Below are 25,786 nucleotides of genomic sequence, written 5' to 3'. Positions count from 1 at the left end.
ATTAATAAGTACGAATCTTCGGCGGGAACGCCGGACGCAGTTTCGGTTCCATATTGACGCTTCGGCGCGTCATGGATTCCGTTTGCGGCTGATACAGGGTATGACACAACCAGTTGGCATCATCACGCTCCGGGAAATCGAAGCGGCTATGCGCGCCGCGGCTTTCCGTCCGGAAGTTGGCTGATACGGCAGTGGCGTAAGCGGTTTCCATCAGGTTATCCAGCTCCAGACACTCAACACGCTGGGTATTAAACTCGCTGGACGTGTCATCCAGACGGGCGTTTTTCAGACGCTCGCGGATCACTTTCAACTGCTCAAGCCCTTTCGCCATCGCGTCGCCTTCACGGAATACGGAGAAGTTATGCTGCATACACTCCTGCAACGCTTTGCGGATAGCCACCGGATCTTCGCCATTGCGGTTATTGTTCCAGCGATTCAGGCGCTCCAGAGAACCTTCAACGTCAGACTCGCTGGCGTCGCGCAGCACGCCCTGCTCGGCGATGGATTCCTGTAAATGCAGCCCCGCCGCGCGGCCAAAGACCACCAGATCCAGCAGTGAGTTACCGCCCAGACGGTTGGCGCCGTGAACCGATACACAGGCGATTTCGCCTACCGCAAACAGCCCCGGAATGACCACGTCTTCGCCCTGCTCGTTCACGGTCAGCGCCTGACCGGTCACTTTAGTCGGAATACCGCCCATCATGTAGTGGCAGGTCGGGATAACCGGAATCGGCTCTTTCACCGGATCGACGTGAGCGAAAGTGCGGGACAGCTCCAGGATACCCGGCAGGCGAGATTCCAGCACCTCTTTACCCAGGTGATCCAGTTTCAGTTTAGCGTGCGGCCCCCACGGACCGTCGCAGCCGCGGCCTTCACGGATTTCGATCATGATGGAACGCGCCACCACGTCACGACCCGCCAGGTCTTTGGCGTTCGGCGCATAACGCTCCATAAAGCGCTCGCCGTGTTTGTTCAGCAGGTAACCGCCTTCGCCGCGGCAGCCTTCTGTCACCAGCACGCCCGCCCCGGCGATACCGGTCGGGTGGAACTGCCACATTTCCATGTCCTGCACCGGGACACCGGCACGCAGCGCCATACCGACACCATCACCGGTGTTGATGTGAGCGTTGGTGGTGGACTGGTAGATACGGCCTGCGCCGCCGGTCGCCAGCACCGTCGCGCGGGCTTTGAAGTACACCACTTCACCGGTTTCGATGCACAGTGCGGTACACCCCACCACCGCGCCATCCTGGTTTTTCACCAGATCCAGCGCATACCATTCGGAGAAAATCGTGGTGTGGTTTTTCAAATTCTGTTGATACAGCGTGTGCAGCAAGGCGTGACCGGTACGGTCAGCCGCCGCCGCGGTACGTGCCGCCTGCTCGCCGCCAAAGTTTTTCGACTGGCCGCCGAACGGGCGCTGATAGATACGTCCATCATCAAGACGGGAGAACGGTAGCCCCATGTGCTCCAGTTCCAGAATCGCTTCCGGTCCGGTCTTACACATATATTCGATGGCATCCTGGTCACCAATGTAGTCCGACCCTTTTACGGTGTCGTACATGTGCCATTCCCAGTTATCTTCATGGGTATTGCCGAGCGCCACGGTGATACCGCCCTGCGCGGAAACGGTATGGGAACGGGTCGGGAAGACTTTCGAGAGCAGCGCACAGGTTTGGCCGCTCTGGGAAATTTGCAGCGCCGCGCGCATACCTGCGCCACCGGCGCCAATCACAACAGCATCAAATTCTCTGACTGGCAGTTTCATTACACACCCCACACCACAACAAATCCATAGATGACGTAAACCACCAGCGCAACAACAATAACGAGTTGCAGTATCAGACGCACTGCCAGTGGTTTAACGTAGTCGGTTAACACCTGCCACATGCCGATCCAGGCATGAATCAAGATGGAAAAAAGCGCCAGCAGGGTGAAGACTTTGGTGAAGGCCGATGAGAAGAAACCGGTCCAGGCTTCAAAGGTCAGCTCGCCGCTCGTGGCGAAAAAACCCACCATGTAGATGATGTATAACGTCAGAACGATAGCGGTAGCACGGACCAGGATGAAGTCATGTACGCCATTGCGTCCTAATGCGGAGGCGTTGCTTACCATACGAGGACTCCTGCGAGAAGTGAAAGCACGACAGTGATAACAAAAGAGATTTTGGCAGAGCGTTGACCCGCTTCGAATGTTTCTTCCAGATAACCAAAATCCATTAACATGTGACGAATTCCCACGATGACGTGATACGCCAGCGCGGTAAGGATGCCCCACATGATAAATTTAACGATGAAGCCGTCCATGATATCGGCGGCCTGCTGGAATCCTTCCGGAGAAGAGAGGCTGGTGCCCAGTAGCCACAGTAGTATGCCGACGGCGATGAAAGTAATCACACCGGATACGCGATGGAGAATGGACGCTATCGCTGTGATGGGGAACCGAATCGTTTGTAGATCCAGATTGACAGGTCTTTGTTTTTTCACATTTCTTATCATGAATAACGCCCACATGCTGTTCTTATTATTCCCTTAAGACTTCGGTTACAGAGGTGAATCTACCTGTAGCCAGAAAGACGACGGGATTTCCTTCCTCCGGTCTGCGTGCGGGTCAGACAGCGTCCTTTCTATAACTGCGCGTCATGTAAAACACTGCTTCCAGTAGCTAAAACGACACGTTACAACGCTGGGTGGCTCGGGATTGCAGGGTATTCCGGAGACCTGGCGGCAGTATAGGACGTTCACAAAATCATTACAATTAACCTACATATAGTTTGTCAGGTTTTATTCTGAACAGTGACACAGGTCACGATAACAACATTTTTTTAATTTTCAATCATCTGATTTGACAAACATTAAACAAAATTGTTACAAACAACACCAGAAAAAGCATATAATGCGTAAAAGTTATGGGGTCACTCTTTCACCTGTTAATAAGTTATGCAACAGTACAATGATATTGACCCATTCTTTCAGGACAGTTATTAGTGATAGACAGGTTACATTACTCGGATTGCTACGTTCCTGATTTGCTGCTAATTCGAAATTAATCAAGCCGTTACCTGCAAGCGCCCATTGCTCTGTACCCAGGTCATCCCCTCTTTCACAGAGCGGCGAGCCAAATAACAAACTGGTAACGGTTGATTGATGCATACACAGAATCTTCCCTGCACTAACGACGAGGAAGATGACGTGGAGAAGGCAAGTCTGAGTTCCGGCAGTCTTAAGCAATAAGGCGCTAAGGAGACCGTAAATGGCTGATACAAAGGCAAAAATCACCCTTACTGGTGACACTGCTATTGAACTGGATGTGCTAAAAGGTACACTCGGTCAAGATGTTATTGATATTCGTAGTCTCGGTTCAAAAGGAGTTTTTACTTTTGACCCTGGTTTCACCTCTACCGCATCCTGCGAATCTAAAATCACCTTCATCGACGGCGACGAAGGCATTTTGTTGCATCGCGGTTTCCCGATTGACCAGCTTGCTACCGATTCCAACTATCTGGAAGTCTGTTACATCCTGCTGTACGGCGAAAAACCGACGCAGGAAGAGTATGACGAGTTCAGAACGACAGTCACCCGCCATACGATGATCCATGAGCAAATCACTCGCCTGTTCCATGCTTTCCGTCGCGACTCACATCCGATGGCGGTAATGTGCGGGATCACTGGCGCGCTGGCAGCGTTCTACCACGACTCGCTGGATGTGAACAATCCGCGCCACCGTGAAATCGCGGCGTTCCGCCTGCTGTCCAAAATGCCGACCATGGCGGCGATGTGTTACAAATACTCAATCGGTCAGCCGTTTGTTTATCCGCGCAACGACCTTTCCTACGCCGGTAACTTCCTGAACATGATGTTCTCCACGCCGTGTGAAACCTATGAAGTGAATCCGGTACTGGAGCGCGCAATGGACCGTATTCTGATCCTGCACGCTGACCATGAGCAGAACGCCTCTACGTCAACGGTACGTACCGCAGGTTCAAGCGGCGCCAACCCGTTCGCCTGCATTGCCGCCGGGATCGCCTCCCTGTGGGGACCCGCGCACGGCGGCGCCAACGAAGCCGCGCTGAAAATGCTGGAAGAAATCAGCTCTGTTAAACACATTCCGGAATTTGTTCGCCGTGCGAAAGACAAGAATGATTCTTTCCGCCTGATGGGCTTCGGTCACCGTGTTTACAAAAACTACGATCCGCGCGCCACCGTGATGCGTGAAACCTGCCACGAAGTGCTGAAAGAACTGGGCACCAAAGACGATCTGCTGGAAGTGGCGATGGAGCTTGAGCACATTGCGCTCAACGACCCGTACTTCATCGAGAAGAAACTGTACCCGAACGTAGACTTCTACTCCGGCATCATTCTGAAAGCGATGGGCATTCCGTCCTCCATGTTCACCGTGATCTTCGCCATGGCGCGTACCGTTGGCTGGATTGCACACTGGAATGAAATGCACACTGACGGCATGAAAATCGCCCGTCCTCGTCAGCTGTATACCGGCTACGATAAACGCGATTTTAAATCGGTGCTGAAGCGTTAATTGACAACCGGATGGCGACGCAACCCTCGCCATCCGGTACATTTTCCCTTTTTCTTATCCTCATTATTTTATTCTTATCCCGTTACTCTCTATGATTAATTAAGGTTTCGCTAAATATCATTCAGGGAGCATGGAATGCCGATTCTGCAGTGGTTTTTGTTGTTCCTGTTATCGCTGCTCATTTCCCTTATTTTTCTCTATCTGCACCTTCCGGCGGCAATGCTGCTCGGTCCAATGATTGCGGGTATCGTGTTGAGTTTGCGAGGTAGTACGCTACAACTTCCGCGCGGTATTTTTCTCGCCGCGCAGGCAATTCTCGGCTGTATGATCGCCCAAAATCTAACCGGTTCGATATTGACCACCCTCGCCCTCTACTGGCCGGTCGTGCTTTTAGTGTTGCTGGTGACGCTGCTTTCCAGCGCGGTAGTCGGCTGGCTGCTGGTACGTTACAGCTCGCTGCCCGGCAACACCGGCGCATGGGGGTCTTCGCCGGGCGGCGCGGCGGCAATGGTAGCGATGGCGCAAGATTACGGGGCGGATATCCGCCTGGTGGCGTTTATGCAGTATCTACGGGTACTGTTTGTGGCTGGCGCGGCGGTGCTGGTGACACGCCTGATACTCGGCGACAGCGCGGCAGCGGTCAGCCAACAGGTGATCTGGTTTCCGCCACTTAGCGGTAATTTATTGACGACGCTGTTATTAGCGATCGTGGCGGGCATTGCCGGTCGCCTGATGCGTATCCCTTCCGGCACGATGCTGCTCCCCATGTTGGCAGGCGCGCTTCTCCATTCGCAAGGCATCATTGAGATTGAATTACCCGAATGGCTGCTGGCCGTGGCGTATATGGCGATAGGCTGGCGTATTGGGCTGGGTTTTGACAGACAGGTGTTTTTTATGGCGCTGCGGCCATTGCCGCAAATCTTATTGTCAATTTTCGCGCTGATGGCGATTTGCGCCGCGATGGCGTGGGGAATGGCTTACTACATGCAGATTGATTTTATGACGGCTTATCTTGCCACCAGTCCCGGTGGTCTGGATACGGTTGCCGCGATCGCGGCAGGAAGCAGTGCCGATATGGCGCTCATCATGGCAATGCAAACCCTACGGCTGTTCAGCATTCTGTTAACTGGGCCAGCAGTGGCCCGTTTTATATCAACCTATGCGCCCAAACAACCTTTGTAGGGCTGATAAGCGTCGCGCCATCAGGCAATAGCCGCTCGCCGATGGCGGTTCCGGCTATTTCTGGCAATGCGGGCACCAGTAAAACGGGCGTGAGGACAGTGTTGTCTTTTCAATAATGCCGCCGCACCGCTCGCACACTTCGCCGTCACGGTGGAAAACCTTAAAGCGAAACAGTGCGCCATGATGCTTGTTCTCATCCGCCTGACCGCGAGTCGTGTAGGAAAGGCGCGGAATATCCAACAGCGCGTGAGAAAGCGCATTCAGTTGCGCCTCGTTGAGATCTTTCGCTTTATGCTGTCCGGTTAACCCTACCTGCCAGAGGATTTCAACGCGCAGATAATTCCCCAATCCCGCCAGAAAGGCCTGATCCAGCAACAGTCCGGAAAATTGTCGGTTGCGAAAACGCGGCGACAGCAATCGAGCTTTAACCTCTTCCGGAGTAAGACGCGCGTCCAGCACATCCGGCCCGACTCGCTGTAAAAAGGGGTGCGTCGTGAGCTGCTCTGCTGTCAGCATTTCGATATCAGACGCGCTATAAAGCAGAATAGTTTTATCTGCCGTTTGTAGCCTGACGCGCAATATACGCGTGGTCTGCGGTATTTCACCAGTATCGATCACCCGCCATACGCCATAGAGTTGGTTGTGGCTGTAGAGCGTCAGGCCATTTGAAAAGTGGGTCAATAACGCTTTTCCCCGCGTCTCTATCCGGGTAACAAGTTGACCGGTAAGCTGCGATTCATACGGTTTTAACTGTGCAAAGGCAAACCAGACATCGGTTAAGGGTTTGCCTTTGATTGCCGCCTCCAGATTATCCGCCGCACGACGAATTTCCGGGCCTTCAGGCATGATAATATCCTTTGTTAACAGTTGATTAATGGACTACACCGCCTCTGACTGTCTGGAATGCACATCGAACGCCATAATGAACATCCACAGCCGTAATATAATAACTTCAATCGTCGGGCTCTCAGGCAATAACGTGTATATTACGCGCATTGAACGCGGCGCGTAACCTGCGAGCGAATGCAAGCGCATACTCGCCGTCGCCATGAATGCACACCGTTTGCGCCGTGACAGTCGTCCACACGCCAGTAACGCTTTTCACTCTCCCGGCTTGTACCATATCCAGCGTTTGCGCCAGCGCCTGCTCTTCGTCGTGAATCAGCGCGCCAGGTTGCATGCGCGGCACCAGGCTACCGTCGGCCTGATAGCCGCGATCGGCAAACACCTCCTGCCGCGTCACCAGGCGATGGCGCTCACCGGCCCGGATCAGCTCACTTCCCGCCAGTCCAACCAGTATCAGTGACGGATCATAGTCGTGTACCGCTTTCGCAATCGCCTGTGCCAGATGAGGATCTTTCGCCGCCTGGTTATAGAGCATACCGTGCGGTTTGACATGGCGCATCACGCCGCCTTGCGCCTGAACAATCGCCCCCAGCGCGCTGATTTGGTACAGCGTCTGGGCGTATACCGTTTCCGGCGGCAAAACCATCGCCGTCCGCCCAAAATTATCCCGATCCGGAAAGCTGGGATGCGCGCCGATCGCCACGCCGTTTTTCAGCGCCTCGCGCACGCTGGTCAGCATGGTTTGCGCATCACCGGCGTGAAAACCACAGGCGATATTGGCGGAGGAGACCAGCGTTAATAATTCGCTGTCGCTGGCGCAGCCTTCGCCCACATCCGCATTTAAATCAATGTTCATGCTGAAGCCGCCAGGTGAGCTGTTCCAGATAGCGCTGACGCTCGCGGCGCGCGTTGAGCGCCTCTTCCAGCGAACATTGCACAAAATGGATCGGTTGCCCTAGCGGGATCTGCGCCAGATGGTACATATCTGCCTCGATGATGCAGGCAATGCGCGGATAGCCGCCAGTTGTCTGGGCATCATTCATTAACACAATAGGTTGGCCGTTGTAAGGCACCTGTACGACACCGGGCAGCAAACCGTGCGACAGCAGTTCGCGATCCGTTGTCCGCGTTAACGATTGTCCCTGCAAACGATAGCCCATGCGATTACTTTGCGGACTGAGTTGCCACGGCGAACGCCAGAATGCTTCTTGCGAGGCGCGATCGAACTCACGGTATTCCGGCCCCGGCAGCGCACGAATACGATTCCCCCACAGTAACTGCTTCACGCCCTGCGGCCCGCTAAACTGTCGCGATGGTTTACCCGTCGCCAGCCGATCGCCATCTTTTAGCAGCCGGCCTTCCAGCCCACCGATACCGGACTTCAGATCGGTACTACACGATCCCATCACCTCCGGCACAGCAATACCGCCCGCCACCGCCAGATAGCTACGCATCCCGTGAAGCGGTCGATGCAGCGTAAGACGCTGACCCGCTTTTACCGGCAATCGCCAGCCTGTCCAGACCGGTTGATCATCCAACTGCGCCTCGCAGCCTGCGCCGGTAAGAGCGAACCAGGTCTCATTTTCAAATTCGACAACCAGTTGACCGAGAGTGATTTCCAGCGCCGGGGCATTCGCATCGTTCCCGACCAGGAGATTAGCGGTCTGAAAGGCGGGTTTATCCAGCGCACCGCAGTGACTCAGCCCCGACTGACGAAAGCCGTGACGCCCGCTATCCTGCACGGAGGTGTAAATCCCCGCGCGAATAATATTCAGCATATTCCCTCCTTTTGCGGCACAAAGCGTACGCTATCGCCAGGGCGTAGCAGAACCGGAGGCTCCCGCATCGGATCGAATAACTTCAACGGCGTGAGGCCGATCAGCTGCCAGCCGCCCGGCGTGGATAATGGATAAATACCCGTCTGCGCGCCGCCGATGCCGACAGAACCGGCCGGAACCTGCAGGCGCGGCTCCGCACGTCTGGGCATATGGAGCGGTTCTGGTAAATTCCCAAGATAGGGAAAGCCAGGCTGAAAGCCTAAAAACCAGACGACATACTCAACGGAGGCATGTAGCTCCACGACCTGCTTTTCACTCAAACCGCTGTGCCGTGCCACCGCCGCCAGATCCGGCCCGCCTGCGCCGCCATAGATCACCGGGATCTCAACCGAACGCGAGTCCGGTTCCAGCGCCTCGCTCTCTTCCCACCAGCGCTGCAGACGCTCAATCGCATCCAGCGCCAGGGTTTGCGGTTCCCGCAAGATCACGGTGATATTGTTCATCCCGGGAATGGCTTCCACCACGTTCGGCATATCGACCAGACGCTGCGTCAGACGCCAGATGCGTTTCTGGCTCGCCAGCGTAATCGGCGGTTCAAGTTCCAGGACGACCGCCGTTTCGCCTAACAGATAACAACGCGCTCGCTGCACTTTATTACCTCTCAGTTATGCCGGGTTAGGGATATCAATAAACGTCACATCCAACGCCGTGTTTTCGTTCAACCATTCGCTCAGGGCGCGAATACCGCCGCGTTCAGTGGCATGGTGCCCGGCGGCATAAAAATGCAGCCCCTGTTCGCGCGCGGAATGAATGGTCTGTTCAGACACCTCGCCGGTAATGAAAGCATCCACGCCGAAGCGGGCGGCGCTATCAATAAAACTTTGCCCGCCGCCAGTACACCAGGCGACACGCTGCACATTCTCTGGCCCGGTATCGCCGCACCATAGCGGTTTACGCCCCAGACGCGCTTCAATCCATGAGGCCAGTTCCAGCCCCGGCACCGGCATTGAGAGCTCTCCCCACGGCACCAGCGGCTCAATTTCTCCTTTCACGGTAATGCCCAATAGCGCCGCCAACTGCGCATTGTTGCCCAGCTCAGGGTGCGCATCCAGCGGCAGATGCCAACCGTAAAGGTTAATATCATTTGCCAGTAACGTTTTTAAGCGACGGCGTTTCATGCCGCGAATAACCGGAGACTCGCCTTTCCAGAAGTAACCATGATGAACAATAACCGCATCGGCCTGCAAACGCACCGCCTCATCGAGCAGCGCCTGACTTGCGGTCACGCCGGTAACGATTTTCTGTACCGTCTCTTTTCCTTCGACCTGTAAACCATTCGGCGCATAATCGCTTATTGCCGCACTGTTCAGCTTGTCGTTAATCAGTTGTTCCAGCTCGGTGTTTTTCATCATCGCTCCCTTTAACCCACGTTCTACTTTCCCGTTACGGGTTCAGTCTCCGTTAACATAGCCTTCCGTTAGCCGTTCGTCGATAAACATTTGTTTGACACATCAAGAAACAATCACCTCCGGGTTTGGCGCAAATTACTTATCAAAACACGATCGGTTTCATGTATATTTATGCAATCAGAACGCATATTGCAGAAAAAATCAGTTCTGTATCATGTTGGTAACTTTAAGGAAACACGGCGATACGGCAGGCTTAATAAGCCCACAAAGAAAGGCATTATCTGAGAATGCCGCGTTCTTGCCGCAGCGTCTCTATCCCGGAAATACGATGAATAAACAAGCATCTCAACCCCGCGCTATTTACTACGTTGTCGCCCTGCAAATTTGGGAGTACTTCAGCTTTTATGGTATGCGCGCCCTACTGATTCTTTATCTCACCAATCAGCTAAAATACGACGATAACCACGCCTATGAGTTATTCAGCGCTTATTGTTCGCTGGTCTACGTAACGCCAATTCTCGGCGGCTATCTGGCGGATAAGGTGCTTGGCAACCGAATGGCAGTCATGCTGGGCGCATTTTTAATGGCTATAGGTCATTTAGTGCTGGGCGCCAGTGAGATCGCGCCGACATTCCTTTATCTGTCGCTGGCGATCATTGTCTGCGGCTACGGCCTGTTTAAATCGAATATTAGCTGCCTGCTGGGCGAACTGTACCAGCCGGAAGATCCGCGCCGCGATGGCGGGTTCTCGCTGCTTTACGCAGCGGGTAATATTGGTTCGATCGTGGCGCCTATCGCCTGCGGCTATGTGCAAGAGGAGTACAGTTGGGCGATGGGCTTTGCGCTCGCCGCCATTGGTATGCTGGCAGGGTTAGTGATCTTCCTGTGTGGAAATCGTCATTTCACCCACACTACCGGCGTGAATAAAGCCGTGTTGTGCGCCAGAAACTACCTGCTGCCGAACTGGGGCTGGCTGTTAATTCTGCTGGTAGCGGCACCGTTGCTGATTACCGTTCTGTTCTGGAAAGAATGGTCTGTCTATGCCTTAATCGTGGCGACCGCGATCGGCCTGGTCGTGCTGGCAAAAATTTATCGTCAGGCGCAAACGGCCAAACAGCGCAAAGAACTGGGGCTGATTGTCACCCTGACCCTGTTCAGTATGCTGTTCTGGGCGTTTGCCCAGCAGGGCGGCAGTTCTATCAGCCTGTATATCGACCGCTTTGTGAACCGCGATATTCTGGGCTATTCCGTTCCTACCGCCATGTTCCAGTCGGTGAACGCCTTTGCCGTGATGCTGTGTGGGGTCGTCCTGGCCTGGCTGGTTAAAGAGAGCGTAAGCGGTAATCGCACCGTGCGTATCTGGGGCAAATTCGCGCTGGGTCTCGGTCTGATGAGCGCCGGATTCTGTATTCTGACCCTGAGCGCACGCTGGTCCGCCGCTTACGGACACTCTTCAATGCCGCTAATGGTGCTGGGACTGGCGGTGATGGGCTTTGCCGAGCTGTTTATCGACCCGGTCGCCATGTCGCAAATTACGCGCATTGATATCCCCGGCGTCACCGGCGTATTAACCGGAATTTATATGCTGCTGTCCGGCGCGATAGCTAACTATCTGGCAGGCGTCATCGCTGACCAGACCTCGCAAAGCGCCTTCGACGCCAGCGGCGCGGTTAATTACGCCATCAACGCCTATGTGGATGTTTTTGAACAGATCACCTGGGGCGCGTTAGCCTGCGTAGGGGTTGTCCTGCTGATTTGGCTGTATCAGTCCTTCAAATTCAAAAGCCGCGCGCTGGCCGTCGAATCCTGATAGCAGAATGCCCGGTAGTTTGCGCTATCGGGCCTGTATCACGCCCCTTTTCTCGCCGCCTCATAGGCGGAAAGCGTTGCGATTCTCGCCTGTTTGTGTTCAACAATAGGCCGAGGATAATCAAGCACGACTCCCGCTTTTTCTGCCCACCGCCACGGCTCGTGAATCGCTTTTCCAGGGATATCGCGTAATGCCGGTAGCCACTGGCGGATAAATTCGCCGTCGCGATCGAACCTCTCTCCCTGAGTCGTGGGATTAAAAATACGAAAATAAGGCGCGGCGTCAGTACCGGTTGAAGCGGCCCACTGCCAGCCGCCATTATTGGCGGCAAGATCGCCGTCAATAAGCTGCGACATGAAATAGCGCTCCCCCAACCGCCAGTCAATCAGCAGATCTTTTACCAGAAAGCTGGCTGTAATCATGCGTAAACGGTTATGCATCCAGCCCGTCGCGTTAAGCTGGCGCATCGCCGCATCGACAATGGGATAACCGGTTTCGCCTTTCTGCCATGCCTGAAAATAGTGCGGGTTTTCCTGCCACGCGACGCGTTTTGTCCAGCGGATAAACGGCTGGTGTTTGCATAATGCCGGATACCAGGTCATTAAATGACGGTAAAATTCCCGCCAGATGAGCTCATTCAACCAGACGCTTCCCGGTCCGCCGTCCAGCGCCTGCGGCTGCTCCGCCAGTAATCGGTGCAGGCACTGTCGCGGCGACAGGCCACCCGTCGCCAGGCTGGCGGAAAGCCGACTGGTGCCGTCGACCGCAGGGAAATCCCGCTGTGACTCATACCCGTCTGCGCCCTGCGCGCAAAACTGACGTAGCTGCGCGATGACCGCGTTTTCTTCCACCGGGAAAAGCGCGGCGTCAAACGCCTGTTGCGGGTAGTTAAGCGAGACTGGCGTTAAGGGTGTAGAAAGCGCGCCGCTCACCCGGATCTTCGGGGCCGGAACGCACGGCGGGATATCCTCTTTTAGCCGTTTCAACCAGGCGTTTTTAAACGGCGTAAAAACTTTATACATTTCATGATTGCCGGTCATCACCGCGCCGGGCGCCAGAATCACGCTATCGTCAAAGCCTTCGCAGATGACAGAGGGCAGCGTTTTTTCCACCGCCGCATCACGCTGACGCTCGTTAAACTCATACTGATAGTTATAAAACAGATGGCTGACGTCATGCTGTCGGCAAACGTTTTTGACCGTTTTAATACTGGCGTTAAAATCCGCCACTTCATGAAACAGCAGCGGAATGCCTTTCTCTGCAAGGGCCGTCTGTAGCGCATTGAGCTGCGCGCTGATGAATGCCGCCTGCCGCGGCGCCATATCATGGGCCTGCCACTGCGCGGGGGTGGAAATATAAAGCGCCAGCACCCGCGCGGATGCATCGCGGCAGGCGGCGGCCAGCGCAAGGTTATCCTGTAAACGCAGATCGCGCCTGAACCAGACTAAATGGGTGGGCATACAACTCCTGAAAGATGAAACGTCACGGCGAATAGCGTTAAACAGTGTAGACCCTGGCGCATAAAAAAACCGCCAGCGTGGCGGCTGACGGTTTTTCAGGCTGGTCGCGATTAATAAAAGTCGCAGGTGGCTTTTTCAGCCTGCGCCATCCATACCGGCTTATCACTGGTTTTCGACCAGACACGGTGCAGATAACTATAAAAACGCGCGCGGTCTTTCCAGAAGAGCATCACCGGCAGCGCCAGCACGCCTGCGATCACCGCGAAAGCACGACGGACAAAAATGACATGCGCCGGATAGTCTTTATAGTGTTCCATACATTTCCCCCCTTTATACCGACGCTACCCGCCCCGGTATAGATTGAATCAGTGAATAGCACCGAAACATTGAACCTCGTTACCTGATTAAAATAGTACCGCTTTCGGTGTAATTTTACTACTCATCCGACCACTTATTTTCACGCTTTTCCAGCAGATTTACATTCAAAGCGTAAATTAGTTACAAAAAAGTTAAATTAATACTAACCATTAGTTAAATAATGGTCTTTGCCATTTTTATACTTTTTTTACACTCCGCCCGCCAATTTTTGCGAAATCTTTGCAGCCAAAAAATTACCTTTCTCAGGAGTAAAACAATGCCACTGGAGGTGCTCTGTGAGTGCAGGCGTGATAACCGGCATCGTGCTGGTTTTCTTACTTTTAGGTTATCTGGTCTATGCCCTGATTAATGCGGAGGCGTTCTGATGGCCGCGCAAGGATTTTTACTGATCGCCAGTTTTTTACTGATTTTATTGGTACTGGCGAAACCGTTGGGTTCGGGCCTGGCAAGGCTCATCACCGCCGTTCCGTTGCCGGGCGTGGCTGGCATTGAGCGTATCCTCTGGCGGACTCTTGGCATTACCGACCACGAAATGAACTGGCGTCAGTATTTACTGGCGCTACTGACGCTCAATCTGCTGGGACTGGGCATCCTGTTTTGCCTGCTATTCTGGCAGGAGTGGTTGCCCTTAAATCCGCAGCGGCTACCGGGGCTGTCCTGGGATCTGGCGCTGAATACCGCCGTCAGCTTTGTCACCAATACCAACTGGCAAGCCTACAGCGGCGAAAGCACGCTGAGCTACTTTAGCCAGATGGCCGGGCTGACGGTGCAAAATTTCCTGTCGGCGGCGACCGGGATTGCGGTGGTTTTTGCGCTTATCCGCGCCTTTACGCGCCAGAATGTGCACACGCTGGGTAATGCCTGGCAAGATCTGGTACGCATTACGCTATGGATATTATTTCCTGTCGCGTTAATTATCGCGCTGTTTTTTATCCAACAGGGCGTACCGCAAAACCTGTCGGCTTATCAGCCCATCACCACTCTTGAAGGCGCTAAACAACTCTTGCCGATGGGTCCGGTTGCTTCGCAGGAGGCGATCAAAATGCTTGGCACCAACGGCGGCGGTTTCTTTAACGCCAACTCTTCGCATCCGTTCGAAAACCCCACCGCGCTCACTAATCTGGCGCAGATGCTGGCGATATTTTTGATTCCAGCCGCGCTCTGTTTCGCCTTTGGCGAAGCGGCGGGCGATCGCCGTCAGGGACGCGCGCTACTGTGGGCAATGTCATTCATTTTTGTGGTCTGCGTAGCGGTAGTGATGTGGGCGGAAGTTCAGGGAAATCCACATCTGTTGGCGGCGGGCGCGGACAGTAGCGTCAACATGGAGGGTAAAGAAACACGCTTTGGCGTGCTGGCCAGCAGCCTGTTTGCCGTCGTCACGACCGCGGCGTCCTGCGGGGCGGTAAATGCCATGCACGACTCGTTTACCGCTCTGGGCGGTATGGTGCCGATGTGGCTGATGCAAATTGGCGAAGTGGTCTTTGGCGGCGTCGGTTCAGGCCTGTACGGCATGTTGCTGTTTGTCCTGCTGGCGGTGTTCATCGCGGGGCTGATGATCGGTCGCACGCCGGAGTATCTGGGGAAAAAAATCGATGTGCGCGAAATGAAAATGACCGCGCTGGCGATTCTGGTCACGCCGATGCTGGTCTTGTTGGGTTCGGCGCTGGCGATGATGACGGATGCCGGACGCAGCGCAATGCTGAACCCTGGCCCGCACGGTTTTAGCGAAGTGCTATATGCCGTCTCCTCTGCCGCCAACAACAACGGTAGCGCCTTTGCGGGTCTGAGCGCTAACTCGCCTTTCTGGAACTGTTTGCTGGCGTTCTGCATGTTCGTCGGACGTTTCGGCGTGATTATTCCTGTCATGGCCATCGCCGGATCGCTGGTCAGTAAAAAAGTACAGCCGGCCAGTCAGGGAACGCTGGCGACCCACGGCGCGCTATTTATTGGACTGCTCATCGGCACGGTACTGCTGGTCGGCGCGCTGACGTTTATTCCTGCCCTGGCGCTTGGCCCGGTAGCGGAACATTTCTCTTTACCTTGAGCGATGTGGAGTACATTGATATGAGTCGCAAGCAACTGGCGCTGTTTGAACCTGTTTTACTCGTACAGGCGCTAACGGATGCCGTAAAAAAATTAAGCCCACGCGCCCAGTGGCGTAACCCGGTGATGTTTGTGGTCTGGGCCGGCAGCGTGCTAACCACTCTGTTAACGCTCGCTATGGTAACAGGACAAATAGCGGGAAGCGCCTTGTTTACAGGGGTGATCAGCCTGTGGTTATGGTTCACCGTACTGTTCGCCAATTTTGCCGAAGCGCTGGCGGAAGGCCGCAGCAAAGCCCAGGCAAACAGTCTGAAAGGAGTGAAAAAGACCGCGTTCGCTCGCCGCCTGCGCGCCCCGCGCCATGATGCGCAGGCCGATAACGTGCCCGCCGCTGAACTGCGGAAAGGCGACATTGTCCTGGTCAAAGCGGGCGATATTATTCCCTGCGACGGCGAGGTCATCGAAGGCGGCGCCTCGGTGGATGAAAGTGCGATTACCGGCGAATCCGCGCCCGTGATCCGCGAGTCCGGCGGCGATTTCGCCTCTGTCACCGGCGGCACGCGAATTCTTTCCGACTGGCTGGTGATTGCCTGTAGCGTCAATCCTGGCGAAACCTTTCTTGACCGGATGATCGCGATGGTGGAAGGCGCGCAGCGGCGGAAAACGCCTAACGAGATTGCCCTGACGATTTTGCTCATTGCCCTGACCATTGTCTTTTTACTGGCGACCGCCACCCTGTGGCCCTTCTCCGCCTGGGGCGGTAACGCGGTCAGCGTCACCGTGTTGGTGGCGTTGCTGGTGTGCCTGATCCCCACTACCATCGGCGGGCTACTCTCCGCCATTGGCGTAGCCGGAATGAGCCGAATGTTGGGCGCGAACGTCATCGCCACCAGCGGCCGCGCCGTAGAAGCCGCGGGCGATGTCGACGTGTTACTGTTGGATAAAACCGGCACTATCACGCTCGGCAACCGCCAGGCGTCCGATTTTATACCCGCCCGAGGGGTGGACGAACGCACGCTGGCTGACGCCGCGCAGCTCGCTTCGCTGGCCGACGAAACGCCGGAAGGCCGCAGCATTGTGATCCTCGCCAAACAGCGCTTTAACCTGCGTGAACGCGATGTGCAGTCGCTTCATGCCACCTTTGTTCCGTTTACCGCGCAAAGCCGCATGAGCGGGATTAATATCGATAACCGGATGATCCGTAAAGGCTCGGTGGACGCGATTCGGCGTCATGTCGAGAGCAATGGCGGCCATTTTCCCGCCGATGTCGAGCAAAACGTCGAGAACGTGGCGCGTCTGGGCGCGACGCCGCTGGTGGTCGTGGAAGGCGCGCGCGTACTGGGTGTTATCACCCTCAAGGATATCGTTAAAGGCGGCATTAAAGAACGTTTCGCCCAGCTACGAAAGATGGGCATTAAAACGGTGATGATCACTGGCGATAACCGCCTGACGGCGGCAGCGATTGCCGCCGAAGCCGGTGTGGACGATTTTCTTGCCGAAGCCACGCCGGAAGCCAAGCTGGCGCTGATCCGTCAATATCAGGCGGAAGGACGGCTGGTCGCCATGACCGGCGACGGCACTAACGATGCCCCGGCGCTGGCGCAGGCTGACGTCGCGGTGGCGATGAACTCCGGCACCCAGGCGGCAAAAGAAGCCGGTAATATGGTGGATCTGGACTCTAACCCGACCAAGTTGATTGAAGTGGTGCATATCGGTAAGCAGATGCTGATGACGCGCGGCTCGCTCACCACCTTCAGTATCGCGAATGATGTAGCGAAATATTTCGCCATTATTCCCGCCGCGTTTGCCGCTACCTATCCGCAGCTAAACGCGCTCAACGTGATGGGGCTACATTCGCCGAACTCCGCCATTCTGAGCGCGGTGATCTTTAACGCCCTGATTATTATTTTTCTGATCCCGCTGGCATTAAAAGGCGTGAGTTATAAGCCGCTTTCCGCATCGGCCATGCTGCGCCGTAATTTATGGATCTATGGTCTGGGTGGTCTGGTGGTGCCGTTTATTGGTATCAAAGTGATTGATGTGCTGCTGACCCTGCTGGGTCTGGCGTGAGGTGTATGATGATCGGTTTACGTCCTGCTTTTTCGACAATGTTATTTCTGCTGTTATTGACCGGTGGCGTGTATCCGCTTCTGACCACGGCGTTGGGGCAGTGGTGGTTTCCCTGGCAGGCTAATGGCTCGCTGATTCATAAAGACAATGTGATACGCGGCTCAGCGCTTATCGGACAATCGTTTACCGCCGCGGGTTATTTTCATGGCCGGCCCTCCGCCACCGCCGATACGCCTTATAATCCATTGGCGTCGGGCGGAAGCAACCTGGCCGCCAGCAATCCCGAACTGGATGCGCAAATACAGGCCCGCGTCGCCGCGCTACGCGCCGCTAACCCCCAGGCGAGTTCCGCGGTTCCGGTTGAGCTGGCGACGGCCTCGGCAAGCGGGCTGGATAATAATCTGACGCCCGGCGCCGCGGCATGGCAAATCCCCCGCGTGGCGGCGGCTCGCCAGCTTCCCGTTGAACAGGTCGCGCAACTGGTTGCAGAATATACGCACAGGCCGCTGGCGCGCTTTCTTGGGCAACCGGTGGTGAATATTGTTGAGCTTAATCTGGCGCTGGATGCGCTACAGGGACACAGAGCGAAATGAACGACGAACCCTTGCGTCCTGATCCGGATCGCTTGTTGGAACAAACGCCCCCGCCCCACCGGGGGAAGTTGAAAATTTTCTTCGGCGCCTGCGCAGGCGTCGGAAAAACCTGGGCGATGCTGGCGCAAGCGCAGCGGCTGCGAGCGCAGGGGCTGGATGTGGTGATCGGCGTGGTAGAAACGCACGGCCGTAAAGAGACCGCCGCGCTACTTGACGGGCTGACCATTCTGCCGCCAAAACGTCACTCGCACCGGGGGCGGCAAATCCGCGAATTTGACCTGGATGCCGCCCTCGCCCGGCGTCCGGCGCTGATTTTAATGGATGAGCTGGCGCACAGTAACGCGCCTGGCTCACGCCATCCTAAGCGCTGGCAGGATATTGAAGAGCTGCTGGAAGCGGGAATCGACGTTTTCACCACCGTGAACGTACAACATCTGGAAAGTCTGAATGATGTGGTGAGCGGCGTCACGGGGATTCAGGTGCGCGAAACCGTCCCCGATCCCTTTTTTGATGCCGCCGATGAAGTCGTACTGGTCGATCTGCCGCCCGACGATCTGCGCCAACGGCTCAACGAAGGTAAAGTGTATATCGCCGGTCAGGCGGAACGCGCTATTGAACATTTTTTCCGCAAGGGCAATCTGATCGCCCTCCGCGAGCTGGCGCTACGCCGGACAGCCGATCGCGTGGACGATCAGATGCGCGCCTGGCGCGCGCATCCGGGCGAAGAAAAAGTATGGCATACCCGCGATGCGATTTTACTGTGTATCGGGCATAACACCGGCAGCGAAAAACTGGTGCGTACCGCGGCGCGTCTGGCCTCCCGGCTCGGCAGCGTCTGGCACGCCGTCTATGTCGAAACGCCAACGTTACACCGCTTACCGGAAAAACAACGGCGGGCCATTTTAAGCGCGCTGCGCCTGGCGCAGGAGCTTGGCGCGGAAACCGCCACCCTGTCCGATCCCGCCGAAGAGAAAGCGGTCGTGCGCTATGCCCGCGAACATAATCTGGGGAAAATCGTCATGGGCCGCCCGGCGTCGCGACGCTGGTGGCGACGTGACGCTTTCGCCGACCGTCTTGCCAGGCGCGCGCCGGATCTCGATCAGGTGATCGTCGCGCTGGAAGAGCCACCAGCGCGCGCGTTGGCGCAAACGCCTGATAACCGACCTTTTAAAGAGAAATGGCGTGGGCAGATTCAGGGTTGTCTGGTCGCCGTGGCGCTTTGCGCCATCACCACGCTTATCGCTATGCAGTGGCTTGTCACCTTCGACGCCGCCAATCTGGTGATGCTCTATTTACTGGGCGTAGTGGTGATTGCGCTGCTTTACGGACGCTGGCCGTCGGTGGTAGCGACGGTGATTAACGTGGCGAGTTTCGATCTCTTTTTTATCGCGCCACGCGGTACGCTCGCCGTTTCGGACGTGCAGTATTTGCTGACCTTTGCCGTGATGCTGACGGTTGGTCTGGTGATTGGCAATCTTACTGCCGGGGTGCGCTATCAGGCGCGCGTCGCCCGTTATCGGGAACAGCGTACCCGCCATTTATATGAAATGTCTAAAGCGCTGGCCGTCGGGCGTAGCGAACATGATATCGCCGCGACCAGCGAGCGGTTTATCGCCTCGACGTTTCAGGCGCGCAGCCAAATTTTATTACCTGATGCTAGCGGTAAGTTGCTGCCTCTCACCCACCAGCAAGGCATGACGCCGTGGGACGACGCAATTGCGCGCTGGAGTTTTGATAAAGGCCAGCCTGCCGGCGCAGGCACCGATACCCTCCCTGGCGTGCCTTATCAAATCCTGCCGCTGAAAAGCGCCGATAAAACATACGGTCTGGCTATCGTCGAACCGGGTAATTTGCGTCAGTTAATGGTGCCGGAGCAGCAACGCCTGCTGGAAACATTTACTCTGCTTGTCGCCAACGCGCTGGAACGACTGACGCTGACCGCCAGCGAAGAACAGGCGCGTCTCGCCAGCGAGCGAGAAAGTATTCGCAACGCTCTGCTGGCGGCGCTGTCGCATGATTTACGCACGCCGCTGACGGTATTGTTCGGCCAGGCGGAAATTTTGACGCTGGATTTAGCCAGCGCAGGATCGCCCCACGCGCGTCAGGCCAGTGAAATCCGCCAGCATATTCTCAACACCACCCGGCTGGTGAATAATTTGCTGGATATGGCGCGTATTCAGTCCGGCGGGTTTAATCTTAAAAAAGAGTGGCTGACGCTGGAAGAGGTCGTCGGGAGCGCGTTACAGATGTTAGAGCCGGGTTTATTGCATCCGATTACATTGTCGCTGCCGCAACAGTTAACGCTTATCCATGTCGATGGCCCCTTATTTGAGCGCGTCCTGATCAACTTGCTGGAAAACGCCGTTAAGTACGCCGGGCCGCAGGCCAGTATCGGCATTGATGCTGCGGTTAAGGACGATCGTTTACAACTGGATGTCTGGGATAACGGGCCGGGTATTCCTGCGGGGCAAGAACAGAAAATTTTCGATAAGTTCGCCCGCGGCAACAAAGAGTCCGCCGTCCCCGGCGTGGGGCTGGGGCTGGCGATTTGCCATGCTATCGTAGAGGTACACGGCGGCACGCTTACCGCCTATAATCGACCGCAGGGCGGCGCCTGTTTCCGTGTGACGCTGCCGCAAGGAAAGCCACCTGAACTTGATGATTTTCATGAGGATATGTGACAAACGTTCTGATTGTTGAAGATGAACAGGCCATCCGCCGCTTTCTGCGCGCCGCGCTGGAAGGCGACGGCCTGCGCGTGTATGAAGCTGAAACATTACAACGTGGTTTACTGGAAGCCGCCACGCGAAAGCCCGATCTGATTATTCTCGATCTCGGCCTGCCGGATGGCGACGGAATCGATTTTATTCGCGACCTGCGTCAGTGGAGCGCAATACCGGTGATTGTCCTTTCCGCCCGCAGCGAAGAAAGCGATAAGATTGCCGCGCTTGACGCCGGAGCTGATGATTACCTGAGCAAGCCATTCGGCATTGGCGAGTTGCAGGCGCGTTTGCGTGTCGCGCTGCGACGGCACGCCGCCAGCCCTTGCGCCGATCCGATCGTCCGCTTTTCCGGCGTGACGGTCGATCTCGCCGCACGGTTGATCCACCGTGGCGACGAAGAAATCCATCTGACGCCGATTGAGTTCCGCCTGCTGGCGGTATTACTCAATAATGCCGGCAAGGTATTAACCCAACGGCAGTTATTAAACCAGGTCTGGGGCCCTAACGCCGTGGAGCATAGCCACTATTTGCGCATCTATATGGGACATTTACGCCAGAAACTGGAACAAGATCCCACCCGCCCACGCCATTTTATTACCGAAACCGGAATTGGCTATCGCTTTATGCCGTGAATAGCTATTCATTATTTTTAAATAACTTCTAATTTTTATGTCATTTATTTTCGGCGTCGCGAATAATTATTTTCGCGGCGATATTATATTTTATGGAGAATATAAAAAACATATAATTAACATTTAAGAAACAATCCGTTATTTCACAGCACGATATGCATAATCGCCGACTAATTATTTTTCAAATGATCGTTTTTTGTTGATCTGGTTCACAGATTGCTGGCGCTTCCTGGATAAAATATCCATGCTTTCAATAAATCAATGAAAGGACCTCAAAATGGAAAATAATAATCGTTTTATGCCCCATATAAGGCGGACAACGCATATTATGATGTTTGCCCACCGTAATAGTTTCGACTTTCATTTCTTTAATGCCCGGTAGTTTTTCTGCTACGGGTACTTCAGCATACAGGTCTTTCCGACCCTTATGTCATTCAGGTCTATTGCCTAAATAACTCGAATTGTTAAAAGCGACAGTACGGTAATTCCTTTACGCCCAGCCAGCTAACCATGTGGTTTGACAGAAGAAATTCCGACTCAGCGCAATTTTAGTTATCACGGTTTCTGCCTGTATATCGTAGTACTCAACTCCTTAAATCCTGAATTTCCTGCAACCGGACGGGTTGGGATTTATTACATCTAAAATAAAGCTAATTTACTGATTTTTTTATCAGCGGGATAGCTTTGATTTTTTCCGGAAGAATCAGTTTCTCATGCGAGAAATTGAGGGCCTGCTATTACCTGAAATAAAGAGATGAAAAATGTCAGAATTAAAAATTGCCGTTAGCCGTCATTGCCCGGATTGTTTTTCTACACACCGTAATATTGTAAATGTTGATGAGAGTCGTTTCATCGACGTGGCTGCCATCGTGTTATCCATCGACGACATTGAACACGGAAAACTCGATGAAATCGACGCAACGGGTTACGGTATTCCCGTGTTTGTCGCGACTCATGACGAAGGGCGCGTACCGCCTGAGTATTTGCCGCGTATCTCTGGTGTATTCGAATATAATGAATCCCGTACTGCCTTCTATGGTCGCCAGTTGGAAACCGCAGCAAGCCACTACGAAACGCAGTTACGTCCGCCGTTTTTCCGCGCGCTGGTGGATTATGTCAACCAGGGCAACAGCGCATTTGACTGCCCGGGGCATCAGGGCGGCGAATTCTTCCGCCGTCATCCTGCCGGTAATCAGTTCGTGGAATACTTTGGCGAAACGCTCTTCCGCTCCGACCTATGCAACGCGGACGTGGCGATGGGCGATCTGCTGATTCACGAAGGCGCGCCTTGCATTGCGCAGCAACATGCGGCGAAAGTCTTTAACGCCGATAAGACCTACTTTGTGCTGAACGGGACCTCCTCCTCTAACAAAGTCGTACTCAACGCGCTGTTAACGCCGGGCGATCTGGTACTGTTTGACCGTAACAACCACAAATCTAACCACCACGGCGCATTATTGCAGGCGGGCGCAACGCCAGTTTATCTGGAAACCGCGCGTAACCCGTATGGTTTTATCGGCGGGATCGACGCTCACTGCTTCGAAGAAGATTACCTGCGCGAGCTGATTAGCGAAGTCGCGCCGCAGCGTGCCCGCGAAGCACGTCCATTCCGTCTGGCCGTCATCCAGTTAGGCACCTACGACGGTACCATTTATAACGCCCGTCAGGTCGTCGATAAAATTGGTCATCTGTGCGACTACATCCTGTTTGACTCCGCCTGGGTCGGCTATGAACAATTTATTCCGATGATGGCCGATTGTTCGCCGCTGCTGCTGGAACTGAACGAAAACGATCCGGGTATTCTGGTGACGCAGTCCGTTCACAAACAACAAGCCGGTTTCTCCCAGACCTCGCAGATCCATAAAAAAGATAGCCATATCAAAGGGCAATCGCGCTACGTTCCGCATAAGCGCATGAACAACGCCTTTATGATGCACGCCTCCACCAGCCCGTTCTATCCGCTGTTCGCCGCGCTGGACGTTAACGCCAAAATGCACGAAGGCGTCAGCGGTCGCAATATGTGGATGGATTGCGTGGTTAACGGCATCGATGCCCGTAAATTGATCCTCGAAAACTGTCATCACATCCGTCCGTTCGTACCGGAACTGATTGATGGTAAGCCGTGGCAGTCATACCCGACGTCAGAGATCGCCAGCGATCTACGCTTCTTCCACTTCGTTCCGGGAGAACACTGGCATGCGTTTGAAGGCTATGCCGAACATCAGTACTTTGTCGACCCTTGCAAACTGCTGCTCACCACACCGGGCATTAATGCAGCGAGCGGCGAATATGAAGACTTTGGCGTTCCTGCCACGATCCTCGCCAACTTCCTGCGCGAGAACGGCGTTGTGCCGGAAAAATGCGACCTCAACTCCATTCTGTTCCTGCTGACGCCGGCAGAAGACATGGCGAAGTTACAACAGCTTGTCGCCCTGCTGGCTCGTTTCGAAAAACTGCTGGAAGCTGATGCGCCGTTAGCGGAAGTATTACCGTCCATCTACAAACAGCATGAAGCGCGTTATGCCGGCTACACCCTGCGTCAGCTTTGCCAGGAGATGCACGATCTCTATGCGCGGCACAACGTGAAACAGCTGCAAAAAGAGATGTTCCGTAAATCGCATTTCCCGAAAGTCAGTATGAATCCGCAAGAGGCCAACTATGCCTATCTGCGCGGCGAGGTCGAACTGGTTCGCCTGCCGGAAGCGGAAGGTCGTATCGCGGCTGAAGGCGCTCTGCCTTACCCGCCGGGAGTGCTGTGTGTAGTTCCGGGTGAAATCTGGGGCGGTTCTGTCCTGCGTTACTTCAGCGCCCTGGAAGAAGGGATCAACCTGCTGCCAGGCTTTGCGCCTGAACTGCAGGGCGTTTATATCGAAGAACACGACGGCCGTAAGCAGGTCTGGTGCTACGTCATTAAACCTCGTGACGCGCAGCGCTCCCTGCTGAAGGAGGAAAAATTATGAGTAAACCTAAATCCAATAAAATGGGTGTCGTGCAGCTCACAATTCTGACTATGGTCAACATGATGGGCTCCGGGATCATCATGCTACCGACCAAACTGTCTGAAGTCGGCACGATATCCATTATCTCCTGGCTGGTCACCGCCGTCGGCTCGATGGCGCTGGCCTGGGCGTTTGCGAAATGCGGTATGTTTAGCCGTAAATCCGGCGGCATGGGCGGTTACGCCGAATATGCCTTCGGTAAATCCGGCAACTTTATGGCGAACTATACCTACGGCGTCTCGCTGCTGATCGCCAACGTGGCTATCGCCATCTCCGCTGTCGGCTATGGCACCGAACTGTTCGGCGCCGCGCTGACGCCGCTCCAGATCGGTCTGGCGACTATCGCCGTATTGTGGGTTTGTACCATCGCAAACTTTGGCGGCGCGCGTATTACCGGACAGATCAGTAGCGTTACCGTTTGGGGCGTCATCATTCCGGTTGTCGGCCTGTGCATCATTGGCTGGTTCTGGTTTAGCCCCAGCATGTACGTAGCGTCATGGAACCCGCACCATGTTCCGTTCTTTAGCGCGGTCGGTTCTTCCATCGCCATGACGTTGTGGGCATTTCTTGGACTGGAATCCGCCTGCGCCAACGCAGACGTGGTCGAGAATCCGGAAAAGAACGTCCCCATCGCGGTACTGGGCGGTACGCTGGGCGCGGCGGTCATCTATATCGTTTCGACTAACGTGATTGCCGGGATTGTGCCGAACATGGATCTGGCGAACTCCACGGCGCCGTTTGGTCTGGCGTTTGCACAGATGTTCACGCCTGCGGTAGGTAAAGTGATCATGGCGCTGATGGTAATGTCCTGCTGCGGCTCGCTGCTGGGCTGGCAGTTCACTATCGCTCAGGTCTTTAAATCCTCCGCTGACGAAGGCTATTTCCCGAAAGTCTTCTCTCGTGTAACGAAAGTCGACGCGCCGGTACAGGGGATGCTGATTATTGTGATTATTCAGACTGGCCTGTCGCTGATGACCATTAGCCCGTCGCTGAATAGTCAGTTTAACGTCCTGGTTAACCTGGCGGTGGTGACGAACATTATTCCGTATATTCTGTCGATGGCCGCGCTGGTTATCATTCAGAAAATGGCGAATGTGCCGTCATCAAAAGCGAAAGTCGCTAACTTCGTGGCCTTCGTTGGCGCCATGTATAGCTTCTACGCGCTATATTCCTCCGGTGAAGAAGCCATGCTGTACGGCTCAATTGTGACCTTCCTCGGCTGGACGTTATACGGCCTGGTCTCACCGCGTTTTGAATTGAAAAATAAACACGGCTGATGGCGCGCCCGGGCTGCAGTAACGGTAGTCCGGGCATTTTCACCCTTTGA

23 protein-coding genes are annotated in these 25,786 nt (G+C 54.9%); 12 read left to right on the top strand and 11 right to left on the bottom strand.

Annotated features, from left to right (window positions below):
- Position 1: 1 nt before the first annotated feature.
- The 4 genes from sdhA to ACLJQJ_RS02285 form a co-directional block, all read right to left on the bottom strand.
- Positions 2-1,768, bottom strand: a complete 1,767-nt coding sequence (gene sdhA / locus ACLJQJ_RS02300; RefSeq protein ID WP_000775561.1) for a succinate dehydrogenase flavoprotein subunit — start codon at positions 1,766-1,768, stop codon at positions 2-4.
- A complete protein-coding gene (gene sdhD, locus ACLJQJ_RS02295) occupies positions 1,768-2,115 on the bottom strand; it encodes a succinate dehydrogenase membrane anchor subunit (RefSeq protein ID WP_000254356.1) in 348 nt (115 codons plus the stop codon). Before sdhD ends, sdhA begins: the two co-directional genes overlap by 1 nt.
- Positions 2,109-2,513, bottom strand: coding sequence for a succinate dehydrogenase cytochrome b556 subunit (sdhC, locus tag ACLJQJ_RS02290; protein WP_000263340.1), 405 nt, complete (start codon positions 2,511-2,513; stop codon positions 2,109-2,111). The genes sdhD and sdhC overlap by 7 nt, the downstream gene beginning before the upstream one ends.
- 393 nt (positions 2,514-2,906) lie before the next feature.
- Positions 2,907-3,152, bottom strand: a complete 246-nt coding sequence (locus tag ACLJQJ_RS02285; protein ID WP_001539488.1) for a hypothetical protein — start codon at positions 3,150-3,152, stop codon at positions 2,907-2,909.
- A gap of 100 nt (positions 3,153-3,252) precedes the next feature.
- Between ACLJQJ_RS02285 and ACLJQJ_RS02280 the strand changes: the two genes are divergently transcribed.
- Both ACLJQJ_RS02280 and ACLJQJ_RS02275 read left to right on the top strand, forming a co-directional pair.
- Positions 3,253-4,536: a citrate synthase gene (locus ACLJQJ_RS02280; RefSeq protein WP_000785812.1), complete on the top strand. Its 1,284-nt coding sequence runs from the start codon at positions 3,253-3,255 to the stop codon at positions 4,534-4,536.
- 135 nt (positions 4,537-4,671) lie between these two features.
- Positions 4,672-5,718: an AbrB family transcriptional regulator gene (locus tag ACLJQJ_RS02275; RefSeq protein ID WP_023206683.1), complete on the top strand. Its 1,047-nt coding sequence runs from the start codon at positions 4,672-4,674 to the stop codon at positions 5,716-5,718.
- A gap of 54 nt (positions 5,719-5,772) precedes the next feature.
- Here the strand turns inward: ACLJQJ_RS02275 and nei are convergent, their stop codons facing one another.
- The 5 genes from nei to ybgI all read right to left on the bottom strand — a co-directional run bounded on the left by nei (position 5,773) and on the right by ybgI (position 9,751).
- Positions 5,773-6,564: an endonuclease VIII gene (gene nei / locus ACLJQJ_RS02270; protein WP_001113968.1), complete on the bottom strand. Its 792-nt coding sequence runs from the start codon at positions 6,562-6,564 to the stop codon at positions 5,773-5,775.
- Positions 6,565-6,685: 121 nt separating this feature from the next.
- The gene (pxpA, locus tag ACLJQJ_RS02265; RefSeq protein ID WP_063808905.1) at positions 6,686-7,420 is read right to left on the bottom strand and encodes a 5-oxoprolinase subunit PxpA; all 735 of its coding nucleotides are present in this window, start codon (positions 7,418-7,420) and stop codon (positions 6,686-6,688) included.
- Positions 7,410-8,342 carry a 5-oxoprolinase subunit PxpC gene (gene pxpC / locus ACLJQJ_RS02260; RefSeq protein WP_000932044.1) on the bottom strand — a complete coding sequence of 311 codons (933 nt, stop codon included), beginning with the start codon at positions 8,340-8,342 and terminating at the stop codon, positions 7,410-7,412. Before pxpC ends, pxpA begins: the two co-directional genes overlap by 11 nt.
- Positions 8,336-8,992, bottom strand: a complete 657-nt coding sequence (pxpB, locus tag ACLJQJ_RS02255; protein WP_001188371.1) for a 5-oxoprolinase subunit PxpB — start codon at positions 8,990-8,992, stop codon at positions 8,336-8,338. Before pxpB ends, pxpC begins: the two co-directional genes overlap by 7 nt.
- 15 nt (positions 8,993-9,007) lie before the next feature.
- On the bottom strand, positions 9,008-9,751 hold the full coding sequence (gene ybgI, locus ACLJQJ_RS02250; protein WP_000798844.1) for a radiation resistance protein YbgI: 744 nt from the start codon (positions 9,749-9,751) through the stop codon (positions 9,008-9,010).
- A gap of 328 nt (positions 9,752-10,079) precedes the next feature.
- Between ybgI and ACLJQJ_RS02245 the strand changes: the two genes are divergently transcribed.
- Entirely contained in the window at positions 10,080-11,561 is a 1,482-nt protein-coding gene (locus ACLJQJ_RS02245) for an MFS transporter (protein ID WP_001041123.1), read from the top strand.
- Between the two features lie 38 nt (positions 11,562-11,599).
- Here the strand turns inward: ACLJQJ_RS02245 and phrB are convergent, their stop codons facing one another.
- Positions 11,600-13,021, bottom strand: coding sequence for a deoxyribodipyrimidine photo-lyase (gene phrB / locus ACLJQJ_RS02240; RefSeq protein WP_063808906.1), 1,422 nt, complete (start codon positions 13,019-13,021; stop codon positions 11,600-11,602).
- 110 nt (positions 13,022-13,131) lie between these two features.
- On the bottom strand, positions 13,132-13,338 hold the full coding sequence (locus tag ACLJQJ_RS02235; RefSeq protein WP_000401437.1) for a YbfA family protein: 207 nt from the start codon (positions 13,336-13,338) through the stop codon (positions 13,132-13,134).
- Positions 13,339-13,674: 336 nt separating this feature from the next.
- Here ACLJQJ_RS02235 and kdpF point away from each other — a divergent pair, with 336 nt between their 5' ends.
- The 9 genes from kdpF to potE all read left to right on the top strand — a co-directional run bounded on the left by kdpF (position 13,675) and on the right by potE (position 25,736).
- Positions 13,675-13,764 carry a K(+)-transporting ATPase subunit F gene (kdpF, locus tag ACLJQJ_RS02230; protein ID WP_001670793.1) on the top strand — a complete coding sequence of 30 codons (90 nt, stop codon included), beginning with the start codon at positions 13,675-13,677 and terminating at the stop codon, positions 13,762-13,764.
- Positions 13,764-15,443: a potassium-transporting ATPase subunit KdpA gene (gene kdpA, locus ACLJQJ_RS02225; RefSeq protein WP_063808907.1), complete on the top strand. Its 1,680-nt coding sequence runs from the start codon at positions 13,764-13,766 to the stop codon at positions 15,441-15,443. Before kdpF ends, kdpA begins: the two co-directional genes overlap by 1 nt.
- Before the next feature lie 20 nt (positions 15,444-15,463).
- Positions 15,464-17,512, top strand: a complete 2,049-nt coding sequence (gene kdpB, locus ACLJQJ_RS02220; RefSeq protein WP_063808908.1) for a potassium-transporting ATPase subunit KdpB — start codon at positions 15,464-15,466, stop codon at positions 17,510-17,512.
- 8 nt (positions 17,513-17,520) lie between these two features.
- Positions 17,521-18,105, top strand: a complete 585-nt coding sequence (gene kdpC, locus ACLJQJ_RS02215) for a potassium-transporting ATPase subunit KdpC (protein ID WP_000579804.1) — start codon at positions 17,521-17,523, stop codon at positions 18,103-18,105.
- On the top strand, positions 18,102-20,786 hold the full coding sequence (gene kdpD / locus ACLJQJ_RS02210; RefSeq protein ID WP_023182239.1) for a two-component system sensor histidine kinase KdpD: 2,685 nt from the start codon (positions 18,102-18,104) through the stop codon (positions 20,784-20,786). Before kdpC ends, kdpD begins: the two co-directional genes overlap by 4 nt.
- Positions 20,783-21,460, top strand: coding sequence for a two-component system response regulator KdpE (kdpE, locus tag ACLJQJ_RS02205; RefSeq protein ID WP_000186053.1), 678 nt, complete (start codon positions 20,783-20,785; stop codon positions 21,458-21,460). Before kdpD ends, kdpE begins: the two co-directional genes overlap by 4 nt.
- A 277-nt stretch (positions 21,461-21,737) precedes the next feature.
- On the top strand, positions 21,738-21,842 hold the full coding sequence (gene speFL / locus ACLJQJ_RS02200; protein WP_015632840.1) for a leader peptide SpeFL: 105 nt from the start codon (positions 21,738-21,740) through the stop codon (positions 21,840-21,842).
- Positions 21,843-22,221: 379 nt separating this feature from the next.
- A complete protein-coding gene (speF, locus tag ACLJQJ_RS02195; protein ID WP_001292402.1) occupies positions 22,222-24,420 on the top strand; it encodes an ornithine decarboxylase SpeF in 2,199 nt (732 codons plus the stop codon).
- Positions 24,417-25,736 (top strand): putrescine-ornithine antiporter, encoded by a 1,320-nt coding sequence (potE, locus tag ACLJQJ_RS02190; protein ID WP_000042658.1) that lies wholly within the window; start codon positions 24,417-24,419, stop codon positions 25,734-25,736. The genes speF and potE overlap by 4 nt, the downstream gene beginning before the upstream one ends.
- Positions 25,737-25,786 lie beyond the last annotated feature (50 nt).

Source organism: Salmonella sp. SAL04202, from assembly GCF_046550775.1.
Classification (GTDB): domain Bacteria; phylum Pseudomonadota; class Gammaproteobacteria; order Enterobacterales; family Enterobacteriaceae; genus Salmonella; species Salmonella enterica.
This window is presented reverse-complemented; position numbering and strand designations above follow the sequence as displayed.

Excerpts from the sequence above, each read along its gene's own strand:
- speFL (WP_015632840.1), top strand. The coding sequence starts at position 21,738 with ATGGAAAATAATAATCGTTTTATGCCCCATATAAGGCGGACAACGCAT.
- kdpD (WP_023182239.1), top strand. The coding sequence starts at position 18,102 with ATGAACGACGAACCCTTGCGTCCTGATCCGGATCGCTTGTTGGAACAA.
- pxpC (WP_000932044.1), bottom strand. The coding sequence starts at position 8,342 with ATGCTGAATATTATTCGCGCGGGGATTTACACCTCCGTGCAGGATAGC.
- sdhD (WP_000254356.1), bottom strand. The coding sequence starts at position 2,115 with ATGGTAAGCAACGCCTCCGCATTAGGACGCAATGGCGTACATGACTTC.
- ACLJQJ_RS02280 (WP_000785812.1), top strand. The coding sequence starts at position 3,253 with ATGGCTGATACAAAGGCAAAAATCACCCTTACTGGTGACACTGCTATT.
- ACLJQJ_RS02285 (WP_001539488.1), bottom strand. The coding sequence starts at position 3,152 with ATGCATCAATCAACCGTTACCAGTTTGTTATTTGGCTCGCCGCTCTGT.
- speF (WP_001292402.1), top strand. The coding sequence starts at position 22,222 with ATGTCAGAATTAAAAATTGCCGTTAGCCGTCATTGCCCGGATTGTTTT.
- ACLJQJ_RS02245 (WP_001041123.1), top strand. The coding sequence starts at position 10,080 with ATGAATAAACAAGCATCTCAACCCCGCGCTATTTACTACGTTGTCGCC.
- ACLJQJ_RS02235 (WP_000401437.1), bottom strand. The coding sequence starts at position 13,338 with ATGGAACACTATAAAGACTATCCGGCGCATGTCATTTTTGTCCGTCGT.
- pxpA (WP_063808905.1), bottom strand. The coding sequence starts at position 7,420 with ATGAACATTGATTTAAATGCGGATGTGGGCGAAGGCTGCGCCAGCGAC.
- potE (WP_000042658.1), top strand. The coding sequence starts at position 24,417 with ATGAGTAAACCTAAATCCAATAAAATGGGTGTCGTGCAGCTCACAATT.
- sdhA (WP_000775561.1), bottom strand. The coding sequence starts at position 1,768 with ATGAAACTGCCAGTCAGAGAATTTGATGCTGTTGTGATTGGCGCCGGT.
- kdpA (WP_063808907.1), top strand. The coding sequence starts at position 13,764 with ATGGCCGCGCAAGGATTTTTACTGATCGCCAGTTTTTTACTGATTTTA.
- ACLJQJ_RS02275 (WP_023206683.1), top strand. The coding sequence starts at position 4,672 with ATGCCGATTCTGCAGTGGTTTTTGTTGTTCCTGTTATCGCTGCTCATT.
- kdpB (WP_063808908.1), top strand. The coding sequence starts at position 15,464 with ATGAGTCGCAAGCAACTGGCGCTGTTTGAACCTGTTTTACTCGTACAG.
- phrB (WP_063808906.1), bottom strand. The coding sequence starts at position 13,021 with ATGCCCACCCATTTAGTCTGGTTCAGGCGCGATCTGCGTTTACAGGAT.
- nei (WP_001113968.1), bottom strand. The coding sequence starts at position 6,564 with ATGCCTGAAGGCCCGGAAATTCGTCGTGCGGCGGATAATCTGGAGGCG.
- kdpC (WP_000579804.1), top strand. The coding sequence starts at position 17,521 with ATGATCGGTTTACGTCCTGCTTTTTCGACAATGTTATTTCTGCTGTTA.
- ybgI (WP_000798844.1), bottom strand. The coding sequence starts at position 9,751 with ATGAAAAACACCGAGCTGGAACAACTGATTAACGACAAGCTGAACAGT.
- sdhC (WP_000263340.1), bottom strand. The coding sequence starts at position 2,513 with ATGTGGGCGTTATTCATGATAAGAAATGTGAAAAAACAAAGACCTGTC.